Genomic DNA, 26,316 nt, shown 5'->3' with positions numbered 1-26,316 from the left:
TTCCCGACGTGGCACCTTCCACCCTTTTTCGCGGTTAGGCGGGGCGATTGGCGTGAGTAGCGACTTCCAGTCCAGCGGCGAGAACGAGCGCAAACTGCTCGCCTACCTCAAACGCGCGACGACTGATCTTCGCGAAGCGAAGCGGGCACTGCAGGAAACGCGCGAGCGCGACGGCGAGCCGATCGCGATCGTCGGCATGGCCTGCCGGTACCCGGGCGGCGTCACGTCGCCCGAGGACCTGTGGAACCTCGTCGCCACCGGAACCGACGCGATCGGCGGCTTCCCCGAGGACCGCGGCTGGCCGCTGGACACGCTGTACGACCCCACCGGCGAACGGCCCGGCACCACGAACACGCGTGAGGCCGGTTTCCTGTACGACGCGGCGGAATTCGACCCGGAGTTCTTCGGCATCTCGCCGCGCGAGGCGCTTGCCATGGACGCGCAGCAGCGGATCCTGCTGGAAACCTCGTGGACCGCGCTGGAACGAGCCGGGATCGCGCCGGAGACGTTGCGCGGCAGCGAAACCGGCGTGTTCACCGGTGTCATGTACCACGACTACGCCGGACACGCGGCCGCCGGCAGCGTCGTCTCGGGCCGGGTCGCTTACGCGCTCGGCCTCGAAGGACCGGCGGTGAGCGTGGACACCGCTTGCTCGTCGTCGCTCGTCGCGCTCCACTGGGCAGCGCAGGCGCTCCGCCGCGGCGACTGTTCGCTCGCGCTGGTCGGCGGCGTCACGGTGATGGCCACTCCCGAGACTTTTGTGTATTTCTCCGAGCAGCGCGGGCTTTCCGACGACGGCCGCTGCAAGGCGTTCGCCGCCGCGGCCGACGGCACCGGCTGGGGCGAGGGCGCGGGCGTCCTCGTGGTCGAGCGGCTTTCCGAAGCCCGTCGCAACGGGCATCCGGTGCTCGCCGTGATCCGCGGCTCCGCGGTGAACTCCGACGGCGCGTCGAGCGGGCTGACTGTCCCCAATGGACCCGCGCAGCAGCGAGTGATCCGCCAAGCGCTGGAATCGGCCGGGCTGACCACGGCGGACGTCGACCTCGTCGAGGGCCATGGCACCGGCACGAAGCTCGGCGACCCGATCGAGGCGCAGGCGCTGCTCGCGACCTATGGCCAGGACCGTGCCGAGCCGCTGTGGCTGGGCTCGCTCAAGTCGAATATCGGACACACCCAGGCCGCGGCCGGGGTCGGCGGCGTGATCAAGGTCGTGGAAGCGATCCGGCACGGCGTGCTGCCGAAGACCCTGCACGTCGACGCGCCGTCGCCGCACGTGGACTGGTCGGCTGGCGAGGTCGAGCTGCTTACCGAGGCGCGCCCATGGCCGGAGACCGGACGCGCGCGCCGGGCCGCGGTGTCGTCGTTCGGGATCAGCGGCACCAACGCGCACGTGATCGTGGAGCAGGCCGAGCCGGTCGAGGAGGCCCCTGCACCCGCTGAGGTGCCGGTGCTCGCGTGGCCGGTGTCCGCGGACACTGCGGAGACGCTCGATGCCCAGGTGCACCAGCTTTCGGCGGTCGAAGGCTCGCCCACCGATATCGGGTTCTCCTTGGCCACCACCAGGTCCATGCTTGACCACCGCGCCGTCCTCGTCGGTGCCACGCGTGAAGAGCTGCACGAAATACGGGACCGCCGCACCAACGGCCGTACGGCGTTCCTCTTCACCGGCCAGGGCGCACAGCGTGCCGGGATGGGCACGGAACTCGCCGCGAAGTACCCGGTGTTCGCCGAAGCTTTCGAGGCCGTGTGCGCCGAACTCGATCCGCAACTTGACCGTCCACTGAAGACGGTCCTCGACGATGCCGCCGAACTGGAGCGCACTGGTTTCACGCAGCCCGCGCTTTTCGCGGTCGAGGTCGCGCTGTTCCGGTTGCTCGCGTCGTGGGGGATCAAGCCGGACTTCCTGCTCGGTCATTCGATCGGCGAGCTGGCTGCCGCGCACGTCGCCGGGATTCTCTCGCTTCCGGACGCAGCGGTCTTGGTCGGTGCGCGGGCTCGGCTGATGCAGGCGCTGCCGTCCGGCGGGTCGATGGTGGCTATGCAGGCGACCGAGGACGAGGTCACGCCGCATCTGACTGGCGACGTCAGCATCGCCGCGATCAACGGTCCGGACTCGGTCGTGCTTTCCGGCACCGAAGCCGCCGTCGGCGCGGTGGTGGCGAAGTTCGACGGGCGGAAGTCCTCGAAGCTCAAGGTGTCGCACGCGTTCCACTCACCGCTGATGGAGCCGATGCTCGCCGAATTCGCCGTCGTGGCGGAGAAACTCACCTACGCGAAGCCGCAAATTCCGATCGTCTCCACCGTCGGTGTCGGCGAGGATCTGTCCACTCCGGACTACTGGGTGCGCCAGGTGCGCGCTGCGGTGCGCTTCCACGCCGGGGTCCAGCAGCTGGTGGACGAAGGCGTCCGCACGTTTGTCGAAATTGGACCGTCCGCGGTGCTCACCGCCGCGGCCCAGAACGGATTCGACGACGACACCCTCGTGTTCGTCCCCGCGCTCCGCAAGGATCGGGGCGAAGCGAGCACGGCCGTCACTGCGTTCGCGACACTGCACGCCCGCGGCGTCCCGGTTGATTGGACCGCGTTCTACCCGGGCGCACGCCGTGTCGAGCTGCCGACATACGCGTTCCGTCGCACCCGCTACTGGCTTCCCGCCGACACAGCCAGCGGCGACGCGACCGAACACGGCCAGCGGCCCGCCGAACACCCGATGCTGAGTTCCGTCGTCCACTTGCCGGAAACCGACTCGGTGGTGCTCACCGGCCGCCTGTCCGCCAGCAGCGTCGGCTGGGTCGCGGACCACGTCGTCCTCGGCACGGTTCTGGTTCCGGGGACGGCGTTTGTCGAGCTGGTGCACCGTGCGGCCGACGAGGTCGGCTGCGCGCACCTCGAGGAACTCACCCTCGAAGCGCCGCTCACACTTACCGAAAGCGCGTCGCTCCAGGTCTCCGTCGAGGCTCCGGACGAGAACGGCCGCCGCACGGTGACCGTCCACTCGCGACAAGACAGCGCGGAAGCCTGGACCCGGCACGCGAGCGGTTTCGTTGCCCCGAATGCGGAACCGCCGTCGTTCGATCTCGCCGAATGGCCGCCCGCCGGCGCGGCAAAGGTCGAGCTGGACGACCCGTACACGACCCTCACTGCCTTGGGCTACGACTACGGCCCGGCTTTCCGAGGCCTGCAAGCAATGTGGCAGGACGGCGACGTCATCTACGCGGAGGTCACGCTTCCCGACGGTGCCGAGGCCCGCGACTACGGCGTCCACCCCGCCCTGCTCGACGCTGCCATGCACGCGCAACTCCTCGGCCCAGCCCCCGAAGGTGACGCGGAGCCGATGCTGCCGTTCTCGTTCAGCGGCACCACGGTGCACTCGCCGGGCGCGTCGTCGCTGCGCGTTCGAGTCGCCCCAGCAGGCACCGACGCGATCACCCTGCACATCGCCGACGCCACCGGCGGCCCGGTGCTCACCGTCGAGGCACTCGCCGCGCGGGCACTGAAGCTGGCCCCGGCGAAGGACGCGCTGTACCAGGTCAAGTGGGAGTCCGTCGCGAACACTGGGGAGCAGCACGACTTCCGGATTCTCGAAGTGTCCACTCCGGAGAGTCGAGTGCCGGAAGCCGCGCGCGCGGTCGCTGCGAAGGTGCTCGCTGCCATCAAGGAAACCCTCGACGGAGACGGTCGGCTCGCGGTCGTTACGCGTGGCGCGGTTTCCGTGTACGGCGAGGACGTCGATCCGGCGCTGGCCCCGGCCTGGGGTCTCGTCCGCGCCGCCGCAGCCGAGAACCCGGGCCGCTTCGCGCTGGTCGACGGCGACCCGGACGCAGCGCTGGCCACCGGCGAGCCCGAGAGCGCGGTCCGCGACGGCCAGGTGTTCGCGCCACGCTTCACCACCGTCGCTGCCGAACCAACCGAGCTGAACTGGGACAAGGTGCTGGTCACCGGCGGCACGGGCGGACTCGGTGCGGTCGTTGCCCGACACCTCGTGACGAAGCACGGGGTGCGAAACCTCCTCCTGACCAGCCGTCGGGGAGCGGACGCACCCGGTGCGGCCGTGTTGCGCGACGAGCTGATCGCCCTCGGTGCGACGGTCGCGGTCGAGAGCTGCGACGTCACCGACGCGGACTCGGTGCGGAACCTCCTTGCCACGGTCGGTCCGCTCTCCGCGGTCATCCACGCGGCGGGCGTGCCCTCAGCTGGCCGCGTCGAGACGCTGACTGAAGAAGAAACCGCCCGGGTCTTCGCGCCGAAGGTCGACGGTGCCTGGAACCTGCACGAGCTGACGAGCGATCTCGACGCGTTCGTCCTGTTCTCGTCCGCCGCCAGCACGGTCCTCGCCGCCGGACAGGCTGGCTACGCCGCGGCCAACGCGTTCCTCGACGAACTGGCCGAACACCGCCGCGCCCAAGGACTTCCGGCTACCTCGCTGTGCTGGGGTGCCTGGTCCGAAGACGGCGGCATGGCGGGCGAACTGTCCGAAGCGGACTTGCGCCGCCTTCGCCGCCTGGGTACCCCGCCGATGGCGACCGCCGAAGCTCTCGCCCTGCTGGACGCCTGCCTCGCCTCGCCCGAGCCCGTGCTCGCCCCGGTCCGCCTGGACCAGGCCGCGCTGCGGGCCCGGACCGACGATCTGCCCCCGGTCCTGCGCGGCATGGTGCGCCGCCCGGTCAAGAAGGCGCCGGCGCCCGCGACCCGGCTGGCGACCGTGCCGGAGGCCGAGCGCGAGGAGTACCTGCTCGGTGTGGTGTCGGAGCAGGTCGCGGCGATCCTCGGCTTCGCGAACGCCGCCGCGGTCGAGCCGGAACGCGCGTTCCAGGAGATGGGCTTCGATTCCCTTACCTCCGTCGAACTGCGCAACCAGCTCGGCGCGCGCACCGGGCTCAAGCTGACCGCGACCATCGTGTTCGACCACCCGACCCCGGCCGCGCTGGCCCGCCGCTTGCACGAACTGTTGGGCGTCGGCCGCGGTCCGGCCGACCCGCTGCTCAGCGAGATCGACCGGCTGGAAACCCTCCTCGGCGGCGCGGCCGCAACGCTGAACGGGTCGACTGCGAAGGTCACCGCGCGGCTCGACGCCCTGGTGCGCAAGTGGACCGACGCGCACGCCGGAGCCGAAACCGAAGCCGATCTGGACGAGGCCACCGACGACGAGCTGTTTGCCGTCCTGGACGACGAATTGGGCATCTCATGAACGGGCAGACCATGAGCAACGAGGACAAGCTCCGCGACTACCTGAAGCGGGCGACGGCCGACCTCAAACAGGCCCGCCGCCGGCTGCACGAACTGGAGGCGCGCGACACCGAGCCGATCGCCATCATCGGCATGAGCTGCCGTTACCCCGGGGGCGTGCGGACGCCGGACGACCTGTGGGACCTCGTCGAGGAGGGCCGCGACGCGATCGGGGAGTTCCCGGCCGACCGCGGCTGGGACATCGAGGGCGTCTACGACCCGGTGCCCGAGCGGCCCGGCAAGACCTACACCCGGCACGGCGGTTTCCTTTACGGCGCAGCGGATTTCGACGCCGAGTTCTTCGGCATCAGTCCGCGCGACGCCCGTCGCGCCGACCCGCAGCAGCGGATCCTGCTCGAAGCTTCGTGGGAGGCGTTCGAGCGCGCCGGGCTCGACCCGCACGGCCTCAAGGGCAGTTCGACCGGGGTCTACGCCGGCGTGATGTACCACGACTACAGCGGCGGCAGCCCGGACGGCAGCCTCGTGTCCGGCCAGGTTTCCTACACGCTCGGCCTCGAAGGACCGTCGGTGTCGGTGGACACCGCGTGCTCGTCTTCGCTGGTCGCGCTGCACATGGCCGCGCAAGGGCTGCGGCGCGGCGACTGCACGCTCGCCCTGGCGAGCGGCGTCGCGGTGATGGGCACGCCGGAGATGTTCGTGGACTTCTGCAGCCGTCGCGGTCTCGCGGCGGACGGCCGGAGCAAGTCGTTCTCCGACGACGCGGACGGTACTTCGTGGGCGGAAGGCGTCGGCGTGCTCGTCCTGGAGCGGCTTTCCGACGCGCAGCGCAACGGGCACCGCGTGCTCGCGCTGCTGCGCGGTTCGGCGGTCAACCAGGACGGGGCCAGCAATGGTTTCTCGGCACCGAACGGTCCCTCGCAAGTCCGCGTGATCGAGGCCGCGCTCGCCGACGCTGGCCTGTCAGTGTCCGATGTGGACGCGGTCGAGGCGCACGGCACCGGAACCGCGTTGGGCGACCCGATCGAAGCCCAGTCGCTGCTGGAAACCTACGGCCAGCGCAGCAGCGGTGCGCCGTTGCTGCTCGGCTCGATCAAGTCGAACATGGGCCACCCGCAGGCCGCAGCCGGCGTCGCGGGCGTGATCAAGATGGTGCAGGCACTGCAGCACGCCCGGCTGCCGAAGACACTGCACGTCGGGACGCCGTCGAAGCACGTCGATTGGACGTCCGGCGCGGTCGAGCTGCTCACCGAACCGCAGGCGTGGCCCGAGGTGAACCGGCCGCGGCGAGCGGCGGTGTCGTCGTTCGGCGTGAGCGGGACGAACGCGCACGTGATCCTGGAACAAGCCCCTGCCGTCGAGGAGGCTACGGCCGCGTCAGCCCCGGTCTACCCGCTGGCCCTGTCGGCGAAGACTCCCGCTGCGCTCGCGGCGGCGGCCGGGCAGCTGGCCGAAGTGGACAGTGACCTCGCCGATGTCGTGCACACCCTCGCCACCGGCCGCGCGCCGCTGGACCATCGCGCGGTCGTTGTCGCGCAGGACCGCAAGCAGGCTTCGGAAGCCTTGCGCGCGTTGGCTTCTGGTGCTTCCCGCCCGGACGTGGTCACCGGCACCGCGGACGTGCGCGGACGGACCGTCTTCGTCTTCCCCGGCCAGGGTTCACAGTGGACTGGCATGGCGCTCGACCTCATCGAGCAGTCTCCGGCCTTCGCCGCCCGGATGTCCGAATGCGACACCGCGCTGCGGAAGTTCACCGCCTGGTCGGTCCTCGAAGTGCTGCGCGGAGAACCCGGCACCCCGCCGGCCGACCGGGTCGACGTCGTGCAGCCGATGCTGTGGGCGGTCATGGTTTCTCTGGCCGCGCTGTGGCGTGCGCACGGGGTCGAGCCGGACATGGTGATCGGGCACTCGCAGGGCGAGATCGCCGCGGCGACTGTCTCGGGTGCACTGTCGCTTGAGGACGGTGCGCTGGTGGTCGCGTTGCGGAGCAAGGCGATCGGTGACGTCCTCGGCGGACGTGGCGGGGGCATGCTCGCGGCAGGACTCCCGGCGACCGAACTGGAAGCGCGACTCGCCGCCTGGGACGGCCGGATCTCGGTCGCGGCCGACAACGGCGCGACGTCCGCTGTGCTGTCCGGCGACACCGCAGCCCTCGAAGAGCTGCGCGACCAGTTGGTGGCCGAAGGCTTCCGCGCCAAGCTGGTCCCGGTGGACTACGCGTCGCACTCGGCGCACGTCGAACACCTCTCGGACCGGCTGCTCGCCGACCTCGCCCCGATAGAACCCCGCCGCGGCGAGGTCGCGATGACCTCCACGGTCACCCTCGACGCGGTCGAAGAGTCCACTGTGGATGCCGCGTACTGGTTTGCCAACCTGCGCCGCACGGTGCGGTTCGCCCCGGTCGTCGCGCAGCTCGCCGAAGGCGGTTACACGCGGTTCATCGAGATCAGCCCGCATCCGGTGCTGGCCATGAGCATCCAAGAGACGCTGGACGAAACCGGGCACACGGGTTCGGTCGTCGGCACGCTGCGGCGCGATGAGGGCGACCTGACCCGGTTCGCGACCTCGATGGCGGAGTACGCGGTCCGCGGCGGTTCGGTCGACTGGCTCTCGCTGGTCCCCGGCGGCCGGATCGCGGACCTGCCGACCTATCCGTTCCAGCACAAGCGTTTCTGGCACGAAGAGGAAGCCGCCCCGGCGGAGGCGGCGACCCCGGTGGCCGACCAGGAATTCTGGCAGGACGTGACCGGTGGCGACGTCGACGCGCTCGCCGCCCGGCTCGGCGTCGGCACCGGCCCGCTCGCCGAGGTCGTCCCGGCGCTGGCCGCCTGGCACAGCCGCCGCACCGATCTGTCTACTGTGGACTCGTGGCGGTACCGCGTGTCGTGGTCCCCGCTGTCCGGAGTGACGAGCGTACTCACCGGCAGCTGGCTGGTCGTCGTCCCCGCCGGGGTCGCGCAAGCAACCGGCCTGGCGGACGCACTGGCCGAACAGGGCGACGTCGTCCGTCTGGTCGCGGCCGACTACACCCGCGCCGCGTTGGCCGATCTGCTCGGAGAGGCAGCCGCAGTCCGTCCCTTCGACGGTGTCCTGTCGCTGCTCGCCTTCGATGAGAACCCGACCCTCAACACCATCGCGCTCCTGCAAGCCTTGCGGGACAACGAGATCGACGCTCCGGCGTGGGTCGTCACCCGAGGCGCGGTCGCGGTCGACGCCTTCTCCGACGCCGACCCCGAAGCCGCTTCGGTGTGGGGCCTCGGCACCGTGGTCGCCCTGGACCAACCGGGCAGCTGGGGCGGTCTGGTCGACGTCACCGAGGCGTCTGACGCGGCGAAGCTCGCCGCCGTGCTCTCCGGCATCAACGACGAGGACCAGGTCGCGATCCGGCCGTCCGGAGTGTTCGCCAAGCGCATGGTGCACGCGCCGCTCGGCCCGGACGTCGCCGAGCCGTGGCAGCCGCGCGGAACCGTGCTCATCACCGGCGGCACCGGCGCGGTCGGCGGACACGTCGCGCGCTGGCTCGCCTCTCGCGGAGCCGAACACCTGGTGCTGACCAGCCGTCGCGGTCTCGAAGCCGAGGGCGCGCGCGAACTGGTGGAAGAGCTGTCCGGCACCCGCGTCACCGTCGTGACCTGCGACGTTGCCGACGAGACGGCTCTGTCCAAGCTGCTCGCCGAGCACCCGCCGACCGCGGTGGTGCACGCCGCCGGGGTGCTGACCCGCGAACCCGCGCTGGTCGACGTCACGCCGGAGGAGTTCACCGCCGCGATCCGCGCGAAGGTTACCGGTGCTGAACTGCTCGACCGGCTGCTCGGCGACACCGAACTCGACGCGTTCGTCCTGATGTCCTCCGGTGCCGCCGTGTGGGGCACCTCCGGCCAGCCCGCCTACGGGGCCAGCAACGCCTACCTCGACGCGCTGGCCCGCCGCCGTCGGGCAGCCGGACGGACCGCGACCGCGGTGGCCTGGGGTTCCTGGGGCGGGGGCGGGATGGTCGACGCGGACGCGAGCGATCTGTTGCGCCGCATGGGATTGGCCGAGATGGACCCGCGGCTGGCCGTCGAAGCGCTCGGTCAGGCACTCGACCGCGACGAGTCCCAGCTGGTCGTCGCGGACATCGACTGGGCCGCGTTCGCGCCGGTCTACCAGCTCGCCCGGCCCCGGCCGCTGTTGCGCGGCATCCCGGAGGCCGCGGCCGACCAGGCCGACGCCGAACCGGTCGGCGCGGGCGATCTCGCCACCCGGCTGGCGTCGCTGAGCCCGGCCGAACAGCGCCGGACCGTGCTGGACCTGGTCCGCGGCGAGGTCGCCGCGGTCGCCGGATACGACGACGGCGGCGCGGTGGAACCCGCACGGGCCTTCAAGGAACTCGGCTTCGACTCGGTGACCGCGGTCGACCTGCGCAACCGGCTCGGCGCCGGCACCGGGCTGAAGCTGCCCGCCACGGTCGCGTTCGACCACGTCAACCCGCAGGCGCTGGCCGAACACCTGTGGAGCCAGTTGTGCGCGGGCGAGACGGAGGTCCCGCTCGAGGCCGGGCTCGACCGGCTCGAAGCGGCGGCCGCCGCGCTCGACGCCGCGGAGATCGACCGGTCCCGCATCCTGCCCCGGCTGCAGGCGGTCGTCGCCGCGCTGCACCAGACGCTGTCGGGCGGCCACTCCGGCGCCGAAGCGCTCGAAACGGCCACCACCGACGAACTGTTCGCCCTCATCGACGACGAGCTCGGCGCCTGACCCCCGTTGTCCGTGAAGGGCTCCTTCCGGGAATCAGATTCCCTCAAGGAGCCCTTCACGGACAGCCCGAAACCGCGACAAGAGGTTCTCCAGATGTCTGACGAAGCCAGGACCGACGAAACCAAGCTGGTCGACTACCTGAAGCGGGTCACCGCCAACCTGCAGGAGACGCGGGCGCGGCTGCGCGCGGTCGAGGCCGCCGAATCCGAGCCGATCGCGATCGTGGCGATGGGCTGCCGCTACCCCGGCGGCGTCCGGTCCGCCGACGACCTGTGGGAGCTGGTCGCGCAGGGCCGCGACGCGATCGGGGAGTTCCCCGCCGACCGCGGCTGGGCGCTGGACCGGCTGTTCGACGCCGACCCGGACAGCCCCGGCACGAGCTACGTCTCCGAAGGCGGGTTCGTGCACGAAGCGGGCGAGTTCGACGCGCCGTTCTTCGGCATCTCGCCGCGCGAGGCGCTCGCGATGGACCCGCAGCAGCGGCTCGTGCTCGAGCTGGCGTGGGAGACCTTCGAGCGCGCCGGGATCGCCCCGCACTCGCTGGCGAAACAGCAGGTCGGCGTGTTCGTCGGCAGCGGCGGGCAGGACTATTACGACGAGCTGCCGCCGTCCGTGCTCGCGGGCGAGGTCGAGGACTACCTGAGCACCGGCAACGCCGGTTCGGTCATCTCCGGCCGGATCGCGTACGCGCTCGGTCTGGAAGGCCCGGCCGTCACGATCGACTCCGCGTGCTCGTCCTCGCTGGTCGCGCTGCACTTGGCGGTGCAGTCGCTCCGCCAGCGGGACTGCTCGCTCGCGCTGGCGGGCGGTGTGATGATCATGTCGCGGCCCGGTCCGTTCCTCGCCTTCAGCCGGCAGCGCGGGTTGGCGCCCGACGGCCGGTGCAAGGCGTTCTCGGACAGCGCGGACGGCACCGGCTGGGCCGAGGGCGCGGGAACCCTGTTGCTGGAACGGCTTTCCGACGCCCAGCGCAACGGACACCCGGTGCTCGCGGTCGTGCGCGGCTCCGCGGTGAACTCCGACGGTGCGTCCAACGGCCTCACCGCGCCGAACGGTCCCTCGCAGCAGCGCGTGATCCGGCAGGCACTGGCCAACGCGCGGCTGTCGGCGTCCGATGTGGACGCTGTCGAGGGCCACGGCACCGGCACTACGCTGGGTGATCCCATTGAGGCGCAAGCCTTGCTGGCCACTTACGGCCAGGACCGCACCGAACCGCTGTGGCTGGGCTCGATCAAGTCGAACATCGGGCACGCGCAGGCGGCGGCCGGGGTCAGCGGCGTGATCAAGATGGTGCAGGCGATGCGGCACGGTCTGCTGCCGCGCACGCTGCACGTCACCGAACCGTCCACAGAGGTCGATTGGTCCGCCGGTGCGGTGGAGCTGCTGCGCACCGAACGTCCGTGGGCGGCGGGGGAGCGGCCGCGTCGTGCGGGTATTTCGTCGTTCGGCGTGAGCGGTACCAACGCGCACGTCATCCTGGAGGAAGCGCCTGCGGTGGAGGCCGCCGCGCCGGTTACGCCGAGCTGGCCGGAGGACGTCGCGGTTCCGCTGCCGCTGGCTGGCCACGGCAGTGCGGCGCTGCGGGCACAGGCCGCGCAGCTGATCGCGCTTCCGGCGGCCCCGCTTGACCTCGGCTTTTCGCTCGCCACCTCGCGTTCGCCGCTGTCGCACCGCGCGGTTGTGCTGGCCGAGGATCCGGAACAGGCCATCGCGGCTCTCGCCGACGGTGTCGCGACTCCGGACGTCATCACGGGTACGCAGGTGGAAGGGCTGACCGCATTCCTGTTCTCGGGGCAGGGCGCGCAGCGGGCCGGGATGGGGGCCGCGCTGGCCGCCGCGTTCCCGGTCTTCCGCGAGGCGCTGGACGAGGTTTGCGCCGAACTGGACCAGCACCTCGACCGTCCACTCAAGACAGTGCTGTTCGAGAAACCGCGGCTGATCAACCAGACCGGCTACACCCAGCCCGCGCTGTTCGCGATCGAGGTCGCGCTGTTCCGGCTGCTCGCGTCGTGGGGGATCAAACCGGACTTCCTGCTCGGCCACTCGATCGGCGAACTCGCTGCCGCACACGTCGCCGGAGTCTTCTCGCTGGCCGACGCCGCTACCTTGGTCGCCGCGCGGGCTCGGCTGATGCAGGCGCTGCCGACCGGCGGGTCAATGGTGGCTCTGCAGGCGACCGAGGACGAGGTCACGCCGCATCTGACGGACGACGTCAGCATCGCCGCGATCAACGGTCCGGATTCCGTGGTGCTTTCCGGCACCGAGGAAGCCGTCGCCGGCGTGGTGGCTGCGTTCGACGGGCGGAAGTCCGCGAAGCTCAAGGTCTCGCACGCGTTCCACTCGCCGCTGATGGAACCGATGCTCGCGGAATTCGCCGCCGTCGCTCGAGGCCTGACCTACCAGCAGCCGGAAATCCCGATCGTCTCCACAGTCGGCCCAGATGTCGACATGTCCACTCCGGACTACTGGGTACGCCAGGTGCGCGCCGCGGTCCGGTTCCACGACGGCGTGGGAACCCTTGCTGCCCAAGGCGTTGGCCGTTTCGTCGAGGTCGGCCCGGACGGCGTGCTGTCCGCGCTGGTCCGTCAGACGTCCGACGCGCTCGTGGTTCCGGTGCTCCGCAAGGACCGCGAAGAACCGACGGCCGCGCTGACCGCGCTGGCCGAGCTTTACGTCAGCGGCCTGACCCCGGACTGGGCCGCGGTCTTCGCCGACCGGGGTGCCCAGCGCGTCGACCTGCCGCCGTATGCCTTCCAGCGCAAACGGTACTGGCTCGACGCCCGCGCCAACCGCGACGAGGTCACTGCCGCTGGGCTGACGTCCGCCGGGCACCCGCTGCTCGGCGCGGCCGTAGCGCTCGCGGACACCGACGGCGTCGTGCTCACCGGCCGGCTGTCTGTCGAAACGCACCCGTGGCTGGCCGAACACCAGCTCGGCGACGCGGTGACCGTGCCGGGGACGGCGTTCCTGGAACTCGTCGTCCGCGCCGGAGACCAGGTCGGCTCCGGCCGGATCGAGGAACTGACCCTCGGCAGCCCGCTTGTCCTGCCCGCCCGCGGCGGCATCCAGGTGCAGGTCACCGTCGGTGCGGCGGGGGAGCGCGACGTCCGCACGGTGACTGTCCACTCGCGACCCGAGGACGAGGACGTCGACTGGACCCTGCACGCAAGCGGCAGCGTCGCGCCGCAGCCGGCTAGCGGCGGCACTGCCCTAACCGAGTGGCCGCCTGCCGGTGCGGAGCCGGTCGCCATCGACGGTCTGTACGACGATTTCGCCGACACCGGACTCACGTACGGACCGCTTTTCCGGTCCCTGCAAGCAGTCTGGCAGCGCGACGGCGAGATCTTCGCCGAGGTCGCGTTGCCGGAGGACAGCGACGCGGACCGCTTCGGCCTGCACCCGGCCGCGCTCGACGCGTGCACCCACGCGCTGCGCGTCGCCGGTGGCGGGGACGGCGGCGTCGGCCGGGTTCCGTTCTGCTGGACCGGAGTTGAGCTGCACGCCACCGGTGCGTCCGCGCTGCGCGTGCGGTTCACACCGACCACAGAGGACGGTTTCACGATCGCCCTCGCCGACCCGACCGGCGCTCCGGTCGCGACGGTCGCCGAGACGGTGTTCCGCGCGTTCGCCGCACCGGTCGCCGAACAGGCCGCGCCGCTGTACCGGATCGAATGGCAGCGCTCGGCGGACATCGAAGCCACTGTGGACACTGCTGCGGTCCAGATTCTGGAGTGCATCGGCGAATCCGGCACCGCGGCGGAAACCCATGAGCTGACCCACCGGGTGCTAGCTGCGCTGCAGGCCTGGCTGGCCGAGGAGCACTCTTCGGACGCCCGGCTCGTCGTGGTCACCCGCGGCGCGGTCCCGGCCGCCGGGGACGTCACCGACCTCGCCGCCTCCGCGGTCTGGGGCCTGGTCCGCTCTGCACAGGAGGAGAACCCGGACGCGTTCGTCCTGCTCGACCTCGACGCCGAAACCACGCCGGACACGGTGTTGCCGCAGGTCCTGGCCTCGGGCGAGGCGCAGGCGGCGGTCCGGCTCGGCACCGTCCTCGTGCCCCGGCTGGTCCGCACGACGCCCGAACTGGAGCGGCCGTACTTCTGCCCGCACGGCACGGTGCTCGTCACCGGCGCGTCCGGGGCACTGGGCGGAAAGCTTGCCCGGCACCTGGTCGCCGAGCACGGCGTCCGCCGGTTGCTGCTGCTCAGCCGGCGAATCACGCCCGCGCTCGACCAGCTGGCCGACGAACTGCGCGAAAGCGAGGTCGACGTCCGGCTGGAGCGCTGCGACGTCGCCGACCGCGAGGCGCTGGCCAGCGTGCTGGCGTCGCTGCCGGAGGAGAACCCGCTCACCGCGGTCGTGCACGCTGCGGGCGTTCTCGACGACGGCGTGGTCACCGCATTGACCCCGGAGCGGGTCGACGCCGTGCTCGCTCCGAAGGTCGACGGCGCGCTGAACCTGCACGAACTCACCCGCGATATCGCGCTGTCCGCGTTCGTGCTGTTCTCGTCCGTCTCCGGCGTGCTCGGCGCGCCTGGCCAGGGCAGCTACGCCGCAGCCAACGCATACCTGGACGCACTCGCGTCACACCGCGTCGCGCACGGTCTGCCGGGTCTGTCGCTGGACTGGGGCCTGTGGGGCGAGGTCGGCGGCATGGGCGGCACGCTCACCGAAGAAGAGGTGCAGCGGCTCGCGGCCAGCGGCATCGTGCCACTGTCCACAGCGGAGGGTCTGGCGATGTTCGACCGCGCCATCGCCGTCCGCAAGCCGACCGCGGTCCCGGCGAAGCTCGACCTGCCGGTGCTGCGCAAACTCGACCGGCTCCCGCGCACGCTGGAGCAACTCGTCGGCCGCACCACCCGCCGAGTCGCCGCCGCTGCGGAGTCCTCAGTGGACTCATTCGCGGCGCGGCTGCTCGGGCTGCCCGAAGAAGACCGTCGCGACGCGGTGCTGGAACTGGTGCGCAGCCACGCCGCCACCGTGCTCGGTTACCGGGCGGCGCACGAGATCGAGCCGTCGGCGCAGTTCCAGTCGCTCGGCTTCGACTCGCTGACCGCGATCGAACTCCGCAACGGCCTCACCGCGGCCACCGGCCAGCGGCTGCCCGCGACGCTGATCTTCGACCACCCCACGCCGACTGCCCTCGCCGGGCACCTGCTCGACGAACTGGCTGGCACTTCCGTCGAAATCAGCACGGTGTCCACTAAGGACAACTCGGACGAGCCGATCGCGATTGTCGGTATGGCCTGCCGTCTGCCCGGCGGCGTGACCTCGCCGGAACAGCTGTGGGAACTGGTCGCCGAGGGCCGCGACGCGATCGGGGACTTCCCGGCCGACCGCGGCTGGGACATCGACGGCCTGCTCGATCCGACCGGCCGCCGTCCCGGCACCACCTACGTCGCGCGCGGCGGATTCGTCTACGACGCGGGCGATTTCGACCCGACCTTCTTCGGTGTCTCGCCGAAGGAAGCGCCGATGATCGACCCACAGCAGCGGCTGCTGCTCGAAGCGTCCTGGGAGGCGCTGGAGCGGTCCGGCATCGACCCGGTCTCGCTCAAGGGCAGCCCGACCGGCGTCTACGCGGGCGTCCAGTACCACGACTACGTGGGTGCGAACAGCGCTGGCTCGATCGTCACCGGCCGCGTTTCCTACACCCTCGGCCTCGAAGGCCCGGCCGTGTCCGTCGACACCGCGTGCTCGTCGTCGCTGGTCGCGATGCACATGGCGGCGCAGGCGCTGCGCGGCGGCGACTGCTCGCTCGCGCTGGCCGGCGGCGTCACGGTGATGGCCACGCCGGAGACCTTTGTGGAATTCAGCCGTCAGCAAGGACTCGCCGCCGACGGCCGGTGCAAGGTGTTCTCCGACGACGCCGACGGCACGACCTGGTCCGAAGGCGTCGGCGTGCTGGTGCTGGAGCGCCTGTCCGACGCCCGCGCCAACGGCCACCCGGTGCTCGCGATCCTCAAGGGCAGCGCGGTGAACCAGGACGGCACGTCGAACGGCCTGACCGCCCCGAACGGTCCCGCGCAGCAGCGGGTGATCCGCGCCGCGCTGGCCGACGCCGGCCTGGAACCGTCCGATGTGGACGCCCTCGAAGCGCACGGCACCGGCACGAAGCTCGGCGACCCGATCGAAGTCCAGGCGCTGCTGGCCACTTACGGCACGCAGACGTCGGCGGACCGTCCGTTGTGGATCGGCTCGGTGAAGTCGAACATCGGGCACACGCAGGCGGCCGCGGGTGCGGCGGGCGTGATCAAAATGATCGAAGCGATGCGGCACGGCGAACTCCCCGCGACCCTGCACGTGGGCAAACCGTCGAGCGAGATCGACTGGTCCACGGGCGCGGTGCGGGTGCTCGCCGAACCGGTGAAGTGGCTGCCCAACGGCCACACCCGCCGCGTCGGCGTCTCGTCCTTCGGCGTGAGCGGCACCAACGCGCACGTCATCCTGGAGGAGGGCGACCGGCGCGAGGTCACTGCCTCGACGGGTCCGGAGTACGACGGTCCGGTCGCCTGGCCGGTCTCCGGCCGCGGCGCGGTCGCGTTGCGGGCGAAGGCGGAGCAGCTGATGTCCTATGTGGACGAGGACCCGGAAGGCAGCGTCGCCGACATCGGCCTCTCGCTGGCGACCACGCGCAGTGCGTTCGACCGCCGCGCAGTGCTGATCGGCAGCCGTTCGCCGCAGTTCGTGCGCGGGCTGGCGGCCTTGGTGGACGAAGAGGACGCACGCGGCGTCGTCCGCGGCATCGCCACTGGCGGCGGCCGGACCGCGTTCCTGTTCGCCGGCCAGGGTTCGCAGCGGGCGCAGATGGGCACGCAGCTGGCCGCGCGGTATCCGGCGTTCGCCGAGGCCTACGACGAGGTGTGCGCCGAACTCGACAAGCACCTCGACCGTCCGCTGCGCGAAGTGATCGAAAGCGGCGACGGCCTCGACGAGACCCGTTGGACGCAACCGGCGCTGTTCGCGCTGGAAGTCGCGCTGTTCCGCACGGTCCGATCCTGGGGTGTGAAGCCGGACCTGCTGGCCGGGCACTCGATCGGCGAACTCGCCGCCGCGCACTGCGCTGGTGTGTTCTCGCTGGCCGACGCCGCGAAGCTGGTGGTCGCCCGTGGCAAGCTGATGCAGGCGCTGCCGACCGGTGGCGCGATGGTCGCGATCGATGGAACTCCCGAGGCGGTTCGCGAAGCCGCCGGGGACTCTGTGGACATTGCCGCAGTGAACGGCCCGACCGCGGTCGTGATCTCTGGTGCCGCGGAAGCGGTGTCTCAGGTGGCGGCGAAGTTCGAGCGCACCAAGCAACTCCGCGTCTCGCACGCGTTCCACTCGCGACTGATGGACCCGATGCTCGCCGAGTTCCGCACTGTCGCGGAAGGACTGTCCTATGCGGACCCGAGGATCCCGGTCATCTCGACGGTCACCGGCGAGCCCGCCGACGACCTGGCCTCACCCGAGTACTGGGTGAACCAGGTCCGCGCAGGCGTGCAGTTCCGCGACGCGGTCACCCGGGCCGCAGCGGACGGCGTGACCCGGTTCCTCGAACTGGGCCCGGACGCCACGCTCACCGCGATGGCCGACGCCTGCCTCGACGAGCGTCCGGACGGCCTCGTGTTCGCCTCGCTGCTGCACAAGCAGCAGGACGAAGCGGTCGCCGCGCTCACCGGCGTCGCGCAGCTGCACGTCAGCGGCGTCGACGTCGACTGGGCAGCAATCTACGCGCCGACCGGTGCGCACCCGGTGCCAGTGCCGACCTATCCGTTCCAGCGCCAGCGTTACTGGCTGGAAAGCACGGCCGCCGCGCCGGGCCAGGAAGACCACCCGCTGCTCGGCACCGCGACGGAGCTGGCCGGTGCGGAGGGTCTTCTGTTCACCGGACGGCTGTCCGTCGGCACGCACCCGTGGCTGGCCGACCACGTCGTCGGCGGCTCGATCCTGTTCCCCGGCACCGGTTTCGTCGAGATGGCGATCCGGTCCGGAGACGAGGCCGGATGCCCGCGCCTGGACGAGCTGACGCTGGAGTACCCGCTCGTGGTGCCGGAGCGAACCGGCGTCCGCGTGCAGTTCGCCCTCGATGCCGCGGAAAACGGCGTCCGGACGTTCACTGTCCACTCGCGACCGGAAGGTGCGGCGGACGGCGTCCCGTGGACCCGGCACGCCACCGGCCGGCTCGCCAAGGCAGGCAAGGCGGAGAAGTTCGACCTCTCCGCCTGGCCGCCAGCCGCCGAGCAGGTGCAACTCGAGGGCACCTATGAGGGACTGGCTGCCGACGGACTCGCGTACGGCCCGGCATTCCGTGGTCTCGTCGCTGCCTGGAAGGGTGACGGAGAAGCGTTCGCGGAGATCCAGCTGCCCGCGTCGGTGTCCGATGTGGACCGATACGGCATTCACCCGGCCGTGCTCGACGCCGCCTTGCACACCATCGGCGTCTCCGGTGCGGTCGGGGACGAACCGGCGCTGCCGTTCGCGTGGGAAGGAGTCCGGCTGCACGCGGTCGGTGCGACGACGCTGCGGGTGCACGTGAAGCAGATCGGCTCCGGAGCGGCCGCGCTGGAGATCGCGGACGGCACCGGCGCGCCGGTCGCCTCAGTGGATTCGCTGCTGCTGCGCCCGATGTCGGCACAGCCACAGGCCGCCGAAACCGGGGGCACGGAGTCGCTGTTCCGCCTCGCGTGGGAGCAGACCGACCTCGACGCGGTCCCCGAGGTCACCGACTGGACCGTGGTCGGCGACGACCCGTTCGGCCTCACCGAGACGCTCGCGGCGACCGCCGCGCCCAGCATCGGTGACGCGTCCGGCCTGCTCGTGCTGCCGTCCGCCGGTACCGACGTGCACGCGGAACTGCACCGGGTCCTCGGCGAACTGCAGACGTTCCTCGGCCGTCCGGAGGGCTCGCTGCTGGTGGTCACCCGAGGCGCGGTCGCGGCCGACGCCGAGGAAAGTCCCGACCCGGTCGGCGCCGCGGTGGCCGGACTGGTCCGTTCGGCGCAGGCCGAGCATCCGGACCGGATCACCCTGGTCGACCTCGGCACCGGAACCCCTAGCGGCCGCACCCTGGCCGCGGTGTCGGCGTCGGACGAACCGCAGGTCGCTCTCCGCGCCGGGGCAGTGCTGGTGCCGCGCCTGCAACGAGCCGGGGACGCGGCTGCCGCGCCGGTCTGGGATCCGGAAGGCACGGTGCTGATCACCGGTGCGACCGGTGCGCTCGGCGGTTCCGTCGCCCGGCACCTGGTGACCGAACACGGCGTGCGGAACCTGCTGCTGGTCAGCCGTCGCGGTGCGGACGCACCGGGCGCGACCGAGCTGCGGGACGAACTGGCCGGGCTCGGCGCGGAGGTCACCCTCGCCGCCTGCGACGTGGCCGACCGCGCCGCGGTTTCCGCATTGCTGGAAGGAATCGACCTGCGTGGCGTGGTGCATGCGGCCGGTGTCCTGGACGATGGGGTGCTGACTTCCCTTACGCCAGAACGTCTCGACCACGTCCTGCGCCCGAAGGTCGACGCCGCGGCGACGCTCGACGAGCTGACCCGCGACCGCAACCTGACCGCGTTCGTCCTGTTCTCCTCGGCCGCCGGCGTGCTCGGCGCACCGGGGCAGGGCAGCTACGCCGCGGCCAACGCCTACCTCGACGCGCTGGCGGTCCGCCGTCGTCGCGAAGGCCTCGCGGGCTCTTCGCTCGCCTGGGGCCTCTGGGGCGGCGGCATGGGCGCGGCGCTGGAGGACGCGGACGCCCACCGCATCGGCGAAACCGGCATCACCGCTCTGTCCACTGAGGACGGTCTACGGTTGCTGGACGCGGCAGCGGGTTCGCCCGAACCGCTGCTCGTGCCGATCGCGCTGGACACCCGCGTCCTGGCTTCCTCCGGCGACGACGACCTCCCCGCCGTCCTGCGCGAACTCGCCGGCTCTCGCGGTCGTCGCGCGGCTCAGGACGCGGTGGAGGACACCGAAACGCTGGCGCAGAAGCTCGGCGCGCTGCCGCCGGGCAAGCGGGTGCCGACCGTGCTCACCCTGGTGCGCACGCACGCGGCGACGCTGCTCGGGCACGCCGGTCCGGAGGCGGTGGAAGCGGACCGTTCGTTCAACGAGGTCGGCTTCGATTCCTTGTCCGCCACCGGGTTCCGCAACAAGCTCAGCCTCGTCACCGGACTGAAGCTGCCGGTCAGCCTGATCTTCGACTACCCGACGCCGCGGATCCTCGCCGAGCACCTGGTGTCCGAGCTGGCCCCGGCCGAGGCCGAGCCGGAACCGTTGTCGGACCAGGGAATCCGGGACGCGCTGGCGGCGATCCCGCTGGAGCGGCTGCGTTCGGCGGGCCTGCTCGACGGGCTGCTCGAACTGGCGGGCATCCAGGTTCCGGAGCAGGCCGTCGCCGACGAGGAGCCGGAACTGTCCTCGGTGGACGAGGACACGATCGACGAGCTGGACACCGACGCGTTGATCAGCATGGCAATCGGGGGTGGGGACGACGATTAGCCCACCCCTATCGGGCCCGGCCGGTATTGCCGCTCTCGCGGCCGCTGTGGCCCACTTGATCCCGACAGTTTCCCCGCTTGACCGAACCGAGGAGAGGTAACCCGATGGTCACCGGCTACGCAATCGAAGCACGGGGGCTGCGCAAGTCCTACGGCGATGTCGACGTCCTGGAGAGCGTCGACCTCAGCGTCGAGCGGGGCACGATGTTCGCGCTGCTTGGCCCCAACGGGGCCGGCAAGACCACGACGGTGCGGATCCTCAGCACCCTCCTGGAGGCCGACGGCGGCACCGTGACCGTGAACGGCCACGACGTCGCCAAGCGCACCCGCAAGGTCCGCGAGCAGATCGGCCTCACCGGACAGAACACCGCGGTCGACGACCTGCTCACCGGCCGCGAAAACCTGGAAATGATGGGACGGCTGTTCCACCTGCCGACCGCGCGGGCGAAGGAGCGGGCCACCGAACTGCTCGCCCAGTTCGACCTCGTGGAGGCGGGGGAGCGCCCGGTCAAGACATACTCCGGCGGCATGCGGCGCAGGCTGGACCTCGCGATCAGCCTGATCACGTCGCCGCCGGTGCTGTTCCTCGACGAGCCCACCACAGGTCTCGACCCGCGCAGCCGCTCGGCGATGTGGGACGCGATCCGCAAACTGCTCGACGGCGGCACTACCGTCCTGCTCACCACGCAGTACCTCGACGAGGCCGACCAGCTCGCCGACCGGATCGCGGTCATCGACAAGGGCCGCGTCGTCGCCGAGGGCACGGCCACCGAGCTCAAGCGCCGCGTCGGCACCGAACGGCTCAAGCTGACCTTCGCCTCGGTCGCCGAAGCGGGCCGCGCGCAGCAAGTCACCGGCGGCGTGCTGCTGGAGGAGACGGTCAGCGTCCCGATCGACCACCCCGGCCAGGTGCGGGCGACGCTCAACCGGGTCGCCGACGCCGGGCTCGAGCCCGCCGGGATCGAGCTGTCCGAACCGACGCTCGACGACGTGTTCCACACCCTCACCTCAACCGCGGGAGCGAAGTGATGACCCAGACCTTGTCCAGGGAAACCGAGGGGGCGCGGATCCCCGCGGCGCCCGAAAGCGCCGGACTGGCCTCGGTGCTGTCCGACTTCCGTGTGCTGATCGGGCGCAACGTCAAGCACATCACGCGGAATCCGGAGATGCTGCTGCAGGCGGTGTCGCTGCCGATCGTGCTGCTGCTGCTGTTCCGCTTCATGTTCGGGCCCGCGATCAACGTGCCCGGCATGGCCTACATCGACTATCTGGTGCCCGGCCTGCTCGCGATCAGCATCGGCTTCAACTCGACGACCACGGTCGTCGGCGTCGCCGCGGACCTCACCCAGGGCCTCGTGGAACGCTTTCGCTCGATGCCGATGTTCGGCCCGGCGGTGCTGGTGGGCCACGTCGCCGCGGGGATGCTGCGCAGCCTGGTGTCGTTCGTGATCATGGTGGCGATCGGTTTCGCGATCGGCTTCCGCCCCGGCGGCAGCGCACTGGGCTGGCTCGCCGCGATCGGCCTGTTGGTCCTGTTCGCGGCCGGTGTCTTCTGGCTGGCGGTGCTGCTCGGTTCGATCTCGAAGACCGTCGAGGGCGCCGGAGGTCTCGGCATGATCCTCGTGTTCGTGCCGTACGCATCGAGCGCGCTCGTGCCGACCCAGGCGATGCCCGGAGTGCTGCGGGCGATCGTGGACAACCAGCCGTTCACCGTGCTGATGGACGCCGTGCGCGCCCTGATGAACGGCACCCCCGCCGGCGGCACGGCATGGCTCGCGCTGGCCTGGTGGGGCGTGATCACGGTCGCGGCCTCGTTCCTCGCGGTCCGCAAGTTCAACCGGCGCACCAAAGGCTGAGCTTCTTTTGCCGACGGGCGACCCGCTTCCGAGCGGGTCGCCCTTTCGCCGTGCCTAGGGGACCCCGATCCCGCTAGATCGGCTTTAGATCGTTACGGCACTCTCTGTGGAGTAGCGAGGACCACTGCGTGAAGTGAGGTGGCGACATGCCGACCCGGGTGATGGAAAAGCCGGTCGATCCCGTAGCCGCGTGGCTGGCCCCGCTGGCGGACGACCCGGCGGGCGCGGTCGCGTTCCTCTCGGAAGTAACCGACCGCGTCTCGAGGTCTCACGGCCCGGGCCGAATCCTGGTCCCCGGCGGCGGCCCAGTCGCGGACGCACTGGCCGGGGAGGGCTACGAGGTCCATCTGGAACCCGGCCCGCGCTTCGACACTGGATACCTGGGCGCGGACGTCCTGTCCCGCCTGCCGGACCAACGAGACCAGCTGCGCGCCATCGGCCGCTACAGCCGCCTTCTGGTTCCCGGCGGCGCCCTGGTAGTCCAGGGCCGCCACCCGGACCCGGCCTGCTGGACCGCAGACGCCCGCGTCCGCGCGGTCGACGACGTCCGGCAAATCGTGCACCTGACTGACGCGTCGCTGCCGCTCCGCTACGTATGGCCCGCGGAACTGGACCTGATGGCCGAACTGGCAGGCCTGGCCTTGGACAGCCGCTGGGGCGGCTGGTACGGAGAACCAGTCACCTGCGGCGGTTTCGTAGTCTCGGTCTACCGCAGCTGAACAATGCCGTGAGGGCCACCTTCACGTACTCAGAGTCCCTGAGGGTTCCCCTCACGACCCACCCGCCCACCACCCCGGGATGCGCCCCAATGTGGCATTGGGTGCGTCAGACGCACCCAATGTGGCGTTCGTTGCATCGCATGCACCCAATGCCACATTGGGGCGCAAGCCCCACCTCTAAAACCGCCGCCGATGCACCGACCACCGGGGGCGCCCACCCCTCCCCCAACCCCGATACGAAGCCTCCCTGCGGTCTGGGGGTGCTTGTCAAGGCATCTTTCCCGCCTTGACAAGCACCCCCAGACCGTCAGCACAATCAACCTTCGGGGTGCCCCACGCAACCACCCGTTCTTTCTTGCGGCGCAGCCGCACAAAAAAGACCCGGCCGCCGCCAAAGCGACAGACCGGGCCACCCCCGACGCGATCAAGGATCACACAGCGTCCGACATCTCCCCGACAAGAATGCTGTGATGCAGCTTCCGCAACGAACTCCCCGGCTCGATCCCCAGCTGCTGCACCAAATTCTGCCGCGCCGAAGCGAACGTCTCCAACGCCTCCGCCCGCCGATTCGACCGGGCCAGCGCAGTCATCAAGTACTCGGTGAACGTCTCCCGAAGCGTATGCTCCTTCGCCAGCGCCGACAGCTGTCCCACGACCTCCCGATGCCGCCCGATCAACAACTCGGTCTCCATCAGCAGCTCAAGACACCCCAGCCGGCTCTCCTCGAGCAACGTCGCATAAGCCTGCACGTCGGACGAATCGGTAAACCCGCCGAACGCCGCCCCGCGCCACAGATTCGAAGCCTCCCGCAGCACCTTCGCCGCCTGCCCGTAGCCGCGGTCCCAGTGCAACGTCCGCCCCTGCTCGTAAAGCCGGGTGAACCGATCGGCATCAAGCTCGTCGATCCCGACATGCAGCGAATACCCCCGCGGACTGGTGACCACAGGGCTCTCTTCCGCATCCTTGGAGTTGCCACGCAACAGTTTCCGCAGCTGCGACACGTACACGTACAGCGCCGCACTCGCTCGTGCGGGAGGATGCTCGCCCCAGATCTCGCCGATCAGGTGCTCGGCGGTCACGACCTGGTTGTTCTTCGCCAGCAGCACGGACAGCAAGGTCTCGATCTTGCGGGCCCGCGGGGCGGAGACGCCGGGCCGGCCGCTCACTCTGATCTGTCCGAGAATTTCGTAGTTCAGCATGACTGCCCTCCGGTGTCTTCGCGCCGGACCCGTCCGGCGGCGCCCCCAGCGCCGCTGCCTGCCGGTCCGAGCCGGGTCCACCGCTGAACCATAGCAAACCGGGAGGTCGGTTTTCAAGATAAAACCGGGAGGTTGGTCTGTTTCGATCTTGAACTGGCGAAGGTTGCCAGGTAATAGGCCCTGAAGGGTGGTAAACCGGGCGGTCGGTATGTCATGATGAGCCGGTCGGAACGCACGCCGTGCCGTTCCCGGCGCGAGACGATGGGGAAGACGGTGACTAAACAGGCCCGTTCGGAGCTGACCAGGCTCCTGCTGCTGGACGCGGCGGCGGCGCTGTTGCACCGTGACGGCTACGCGGCCACGAGCATGGTGGACATCGCCCGCGAGGCGGGCGTGACCAAGGGCGGCCTGTACTTCCACTTCTCGTCGAAGGACGAGGTCTGCGACGAGGTGCAGTCGGCCGCCGTCGCGGTCCTGCACCGGCACGTCGCGAGAGCCCGCGGGTGCCGTCCGCACCTGCGCAGACTGGCCGACCTGAGCCGGGCGCTGATGGGCTGGCTGGCCGAGGACGCGAAGGTGGGCGCGAGCTTCCGGCTGGCCCGCGAAATGGGCTCGAACGACCCGCGCTTCGTGGCCTTCGTCCGCGCCTGGCTGGGCCAGGTGCGCGCCCACATCGCCGCGGCACACGACGCGGGGGAGCTGAGCCCGCACGTTCGCCCGGACATGGCGGCGCTGCTGGTCGTGGTGACCTGCGTGGGCCTGGAATCGGCAGCCGCGAGCGGCACGATCCCGCCGGGCACGGACCTGGCGAGCACGCTGTCCGAACTGTGGCGGGTGATCGAAGCCGCGCAACCAGCGGACTCGACCGCCGACGCGACCGGTGCCTAACTCAGCCACGCGAGCCGAGCGGCCGTCCTGATCGGGCTTAGGCCAGTGCTTCCAGCGGACCAGATTCTCGACACCTTCAGCACTGCAACAACTTCGCCGCAATCGAGCAGATCGATGGCGGAAGCAAGACCGCCGTGCCCGGAGAGCCAGATGCCCGAAACTCTTGGCGCGACAACAACTTCGCCCCCTGCCAAGCGGATGGGCCATCTCGGCTGCCGCGAGGATCGCCTTTTCGATGCGCCGGATGGCCGGAACTGTCAGCGCCGCACCCACGCCGCCCACTCGCACCAAACCGACCGGTTGCCCGGGTAAACGCGAGCCCCGCGTCTCCGGCGAAACCGGAACCCCAAAACCCTTGCCACGCAACCAAACACGCCCAGTCCGCACCAAAAGACCGGCCGTCCGGTTTTCCGGACGGCCGTTGTCTCACTTGGTCTCGGCGTGAGCGGGAGCGGTCCCGGCCGGATTGAACTTGTGCAGCCTCCGGGGCGGGACCACCGCGTTCAGGATCGTCTGCCACATGAACGTGAGCCGTTCATGCAGGTCCGTGCGGCCGGTCAGCACCTGCGAGCTGAGCTGGCTCCCGGTGAACGACGCGACCACGTACTGCGCGAGATCGTGTGCGTTGACGTCTTTCCGCACGTCGCCGGCCGCTTTCGCGGCGAGCAGCATGCCGTGCACGGTGTCGATCCACTGCTTGTAGGCGTTCGCGGCCGGGGCGACGAACGACCCCTGCTCGATGACCAGCCGGATGCCGGCGCGCACGCGCACGTCTGAGCGCAGGCTGTGCCCCATGTTCTGGCTCAGGTCGATGGCCGCCTGCAGCCCCGGGTTGTCGAAGTCGGCCAGCGGGGTCTGCACGATGAACTGCTCGCGGATCAGTTCGTCCGCCAGCTCTTCCTTCGATTTGAAGTGGAAGTACAGCGCGCCCTTCGTCACCCCGGCCTCGGCGAGGATGTCCGACAGGCTCGCGCCGAGAAAGCCGACCGCGTCGAACCTGGACGCGGCCGCGTCGAGGATGGCCTTGCGGGTCTGCTCCGCGCGTTCCTGGCGAGCCACTGCCACACTCCTTTCGGGGATTCGCGGGCCTGGAACGGCCACGCTGACTCGCCAGTCTACCTCCGTCCCGGCTCCGAAGCCAGAGAAAAAAACCGGTAGGTAGGTATGGTTTTGTCCGCCCGTTTCCGCTAAAAATGTTGTGGGGGTACTGGGGAAGATCTTTTTTCTGGGAGGACCGACATGGTCGGTACATTGTTAGAGGAGTCTG

The 26,316-nt window shown here is 70.5% G+C and carries 9 protein-coding genes; 7 read left to right on the top strand and 2 right to left on the bottom strand.

Going from position 1 to position 26,316, the window contains the following annotated elements; genetic code table 11:
- Positions 1 to 52 precede the first annotated feature (52 nt).
- The 6 genes from CU254_RS30055 (at position 53) to CU254_RS43810 (ending at position 22,962) form a co-directional block, all read left to right on the top strand.
- On the top strand, positions 53 to 5,188 hold the full coding sequence (locus tag CU254_RS30055; protein ID WP_009082181.1) for a type I polyketide synthase: 5,136 nt from the start codon (positions 53 to 55) through the stop codon (positions 5,186 to 5,188).
- Complete coding sequence (locus CU254_RS30050; RefSeq protein ID WP_369871188.1) at positions 5,173 to 9,918, top strand: type I polyketide synthase; 4,746 nt, start codon at positions 5,173 to 5,175, stop codon at positions 9,916 to 9,918. The genes CU254_RS30055 and CU254_RS30050 overlap by 16 nt, the downstream gene beginning before the upstream one ends.
- Before the next feature lie 126 nt (positions 9,919 to 10,044).
- Positions 10,045 to 20,388, top strand: a complete 10,344-nt coding sequence (locus CU254_RS30045; RefSeq protein ID WP_369871187.1) for an SDR family NAD(P)-dependent oxidoreductase — start codon at positions 10,045 to 10,047, stop codon at positions 20,386 to 20,388.
- A 104-nt stretch (positions 20,389 to 20,492) separates the two neighbouring features.
- Entirely contained in the window at positions 20,493 to 21,416 is a 924-nt protein-coding gene (locus tag CU254_RS30040; protein WP_037715255.1) for a daunorubicin resistance protein DrrA family ABC transporter ATP-binding protein, read from the top strand.
- Positions 21,416 to 22,243, top strand: coding sequence for an ABC transporter permease (locus CU254_RS30035; protein WP_009082173.1), 828 nt, complete (start codon positions 21,416 to 21,418; stop codon positions 22,241 to 22,243). The genes CU254_RS30040 and CU254_RS30035 overlap by 1 nt, the downstream gene beginning before the upstream one ends.
- Positions 22,244 to 22,389: 146 nt before the next feature.
- Positions 22,390 to 22,962: a hypothetical protein gene (locus CU254_RS43810; protein ID WP_009082172.1), complete on the top strand. Its 573-nt coding sequence runs from the start codon at positions 22,390 to 22,392 to the stop codon at positions 22,960 to 22,962.
- A 431-nt stretch (positions 22,963 to 23,393) separates the two neighbouring features.
- On the opposite strand, the gene CU254_RS30025 is transcribed toward CU254_RS43810, so the two are convergent.
- Complete coding sequence (locus CU254_RS30025) at positions 23,394 to 24,161, bottom strand: AfsR/SARP family transcriptional regulator (protein ID WP_009082166.1); 768 nt, start codon at positions 24,159 to 24,161, stop codon at positions 23,394 to 23,396.
- Between the two features lie 273 nt (positions 24,162 to 24,434).
- On the opposite strand from CU254_RS30025, the gene CU254_RS30020 reads away from it, so the two are divergent.
- Positions 24,435 to 25,049 (top strand): ScbR family autoregulator-binding transcription factor, encoded by a 615-nt coding sequence (locus tag CU254_RS30020; RefSeq protein ID WP_199786021.1) that lies wholly within the window; start codon positions 24,435 to 24,437, stop codon positions 25,047 to 25,049.
- A 426-nt stretch (positions 25,050 to 25,475) separates the two neighbouring features.
- On the opposite strand, the gene CU254_RS30015 is transcribed toward CU254_RS30020, so the two are convergent.
- Positions 25,476 to 26,108, bottom strand: coding sequence for a ScbR family autoregulator-binding transcription factor (locus CU254_RS30015; RefSeq protein ID WP_009082160.1), 633 nt, complete (start codon positions 26,106 to 26,108; stop codon positions 25,476 to 25,478).
- Positions 26,109 to 26,316 lie beyond the last annotated feature (208 nt).

This window comes from Amycolatopsis sp. AA4 (assembly GCF_002796545.1).
GTDB lineage: Bacteria > Actinomycetota > Actinomycetes > Mycobacteriales > Pseudonocardiaceae > Amycolatopsis.
This window is presented reverse-complemented; position numbering and strand designations above follow the sequence as displayed.

Excerpts from the sequence above, each read along its gene's own strand:
- CU254_RS30040 (WP_037715255.1), top strand. The coding sequence starts at position 20,493 with ATGGTCACCGGCTACGCAATCGAAGCACGGGGGCTGCGCAAGTCCTAC.
- CU254_RS30035 (WP_009082173.1), top strand. The coding sequence starts at position 21,416 with ATGACCCAGACCTTGTCCAGGGAAACCGAGGGGGCGCGGATCCCCGCG.
- CU254_RS30025 (WP_009082166.1), bottom strand. The coding sequence starts at position 24,161 with ATGCTGAACTACGAAATTCTCGGACAGATCAGAGTGAGCGGCCGGCCC.
- CU254_RS43810 (WP_009082172.1), top strand. The coding sequence starts at position 22,390 with ATGCCGACCCGGGTGATGGAAAAGCCGGTCGATCCCGTAGCCGCGTGG.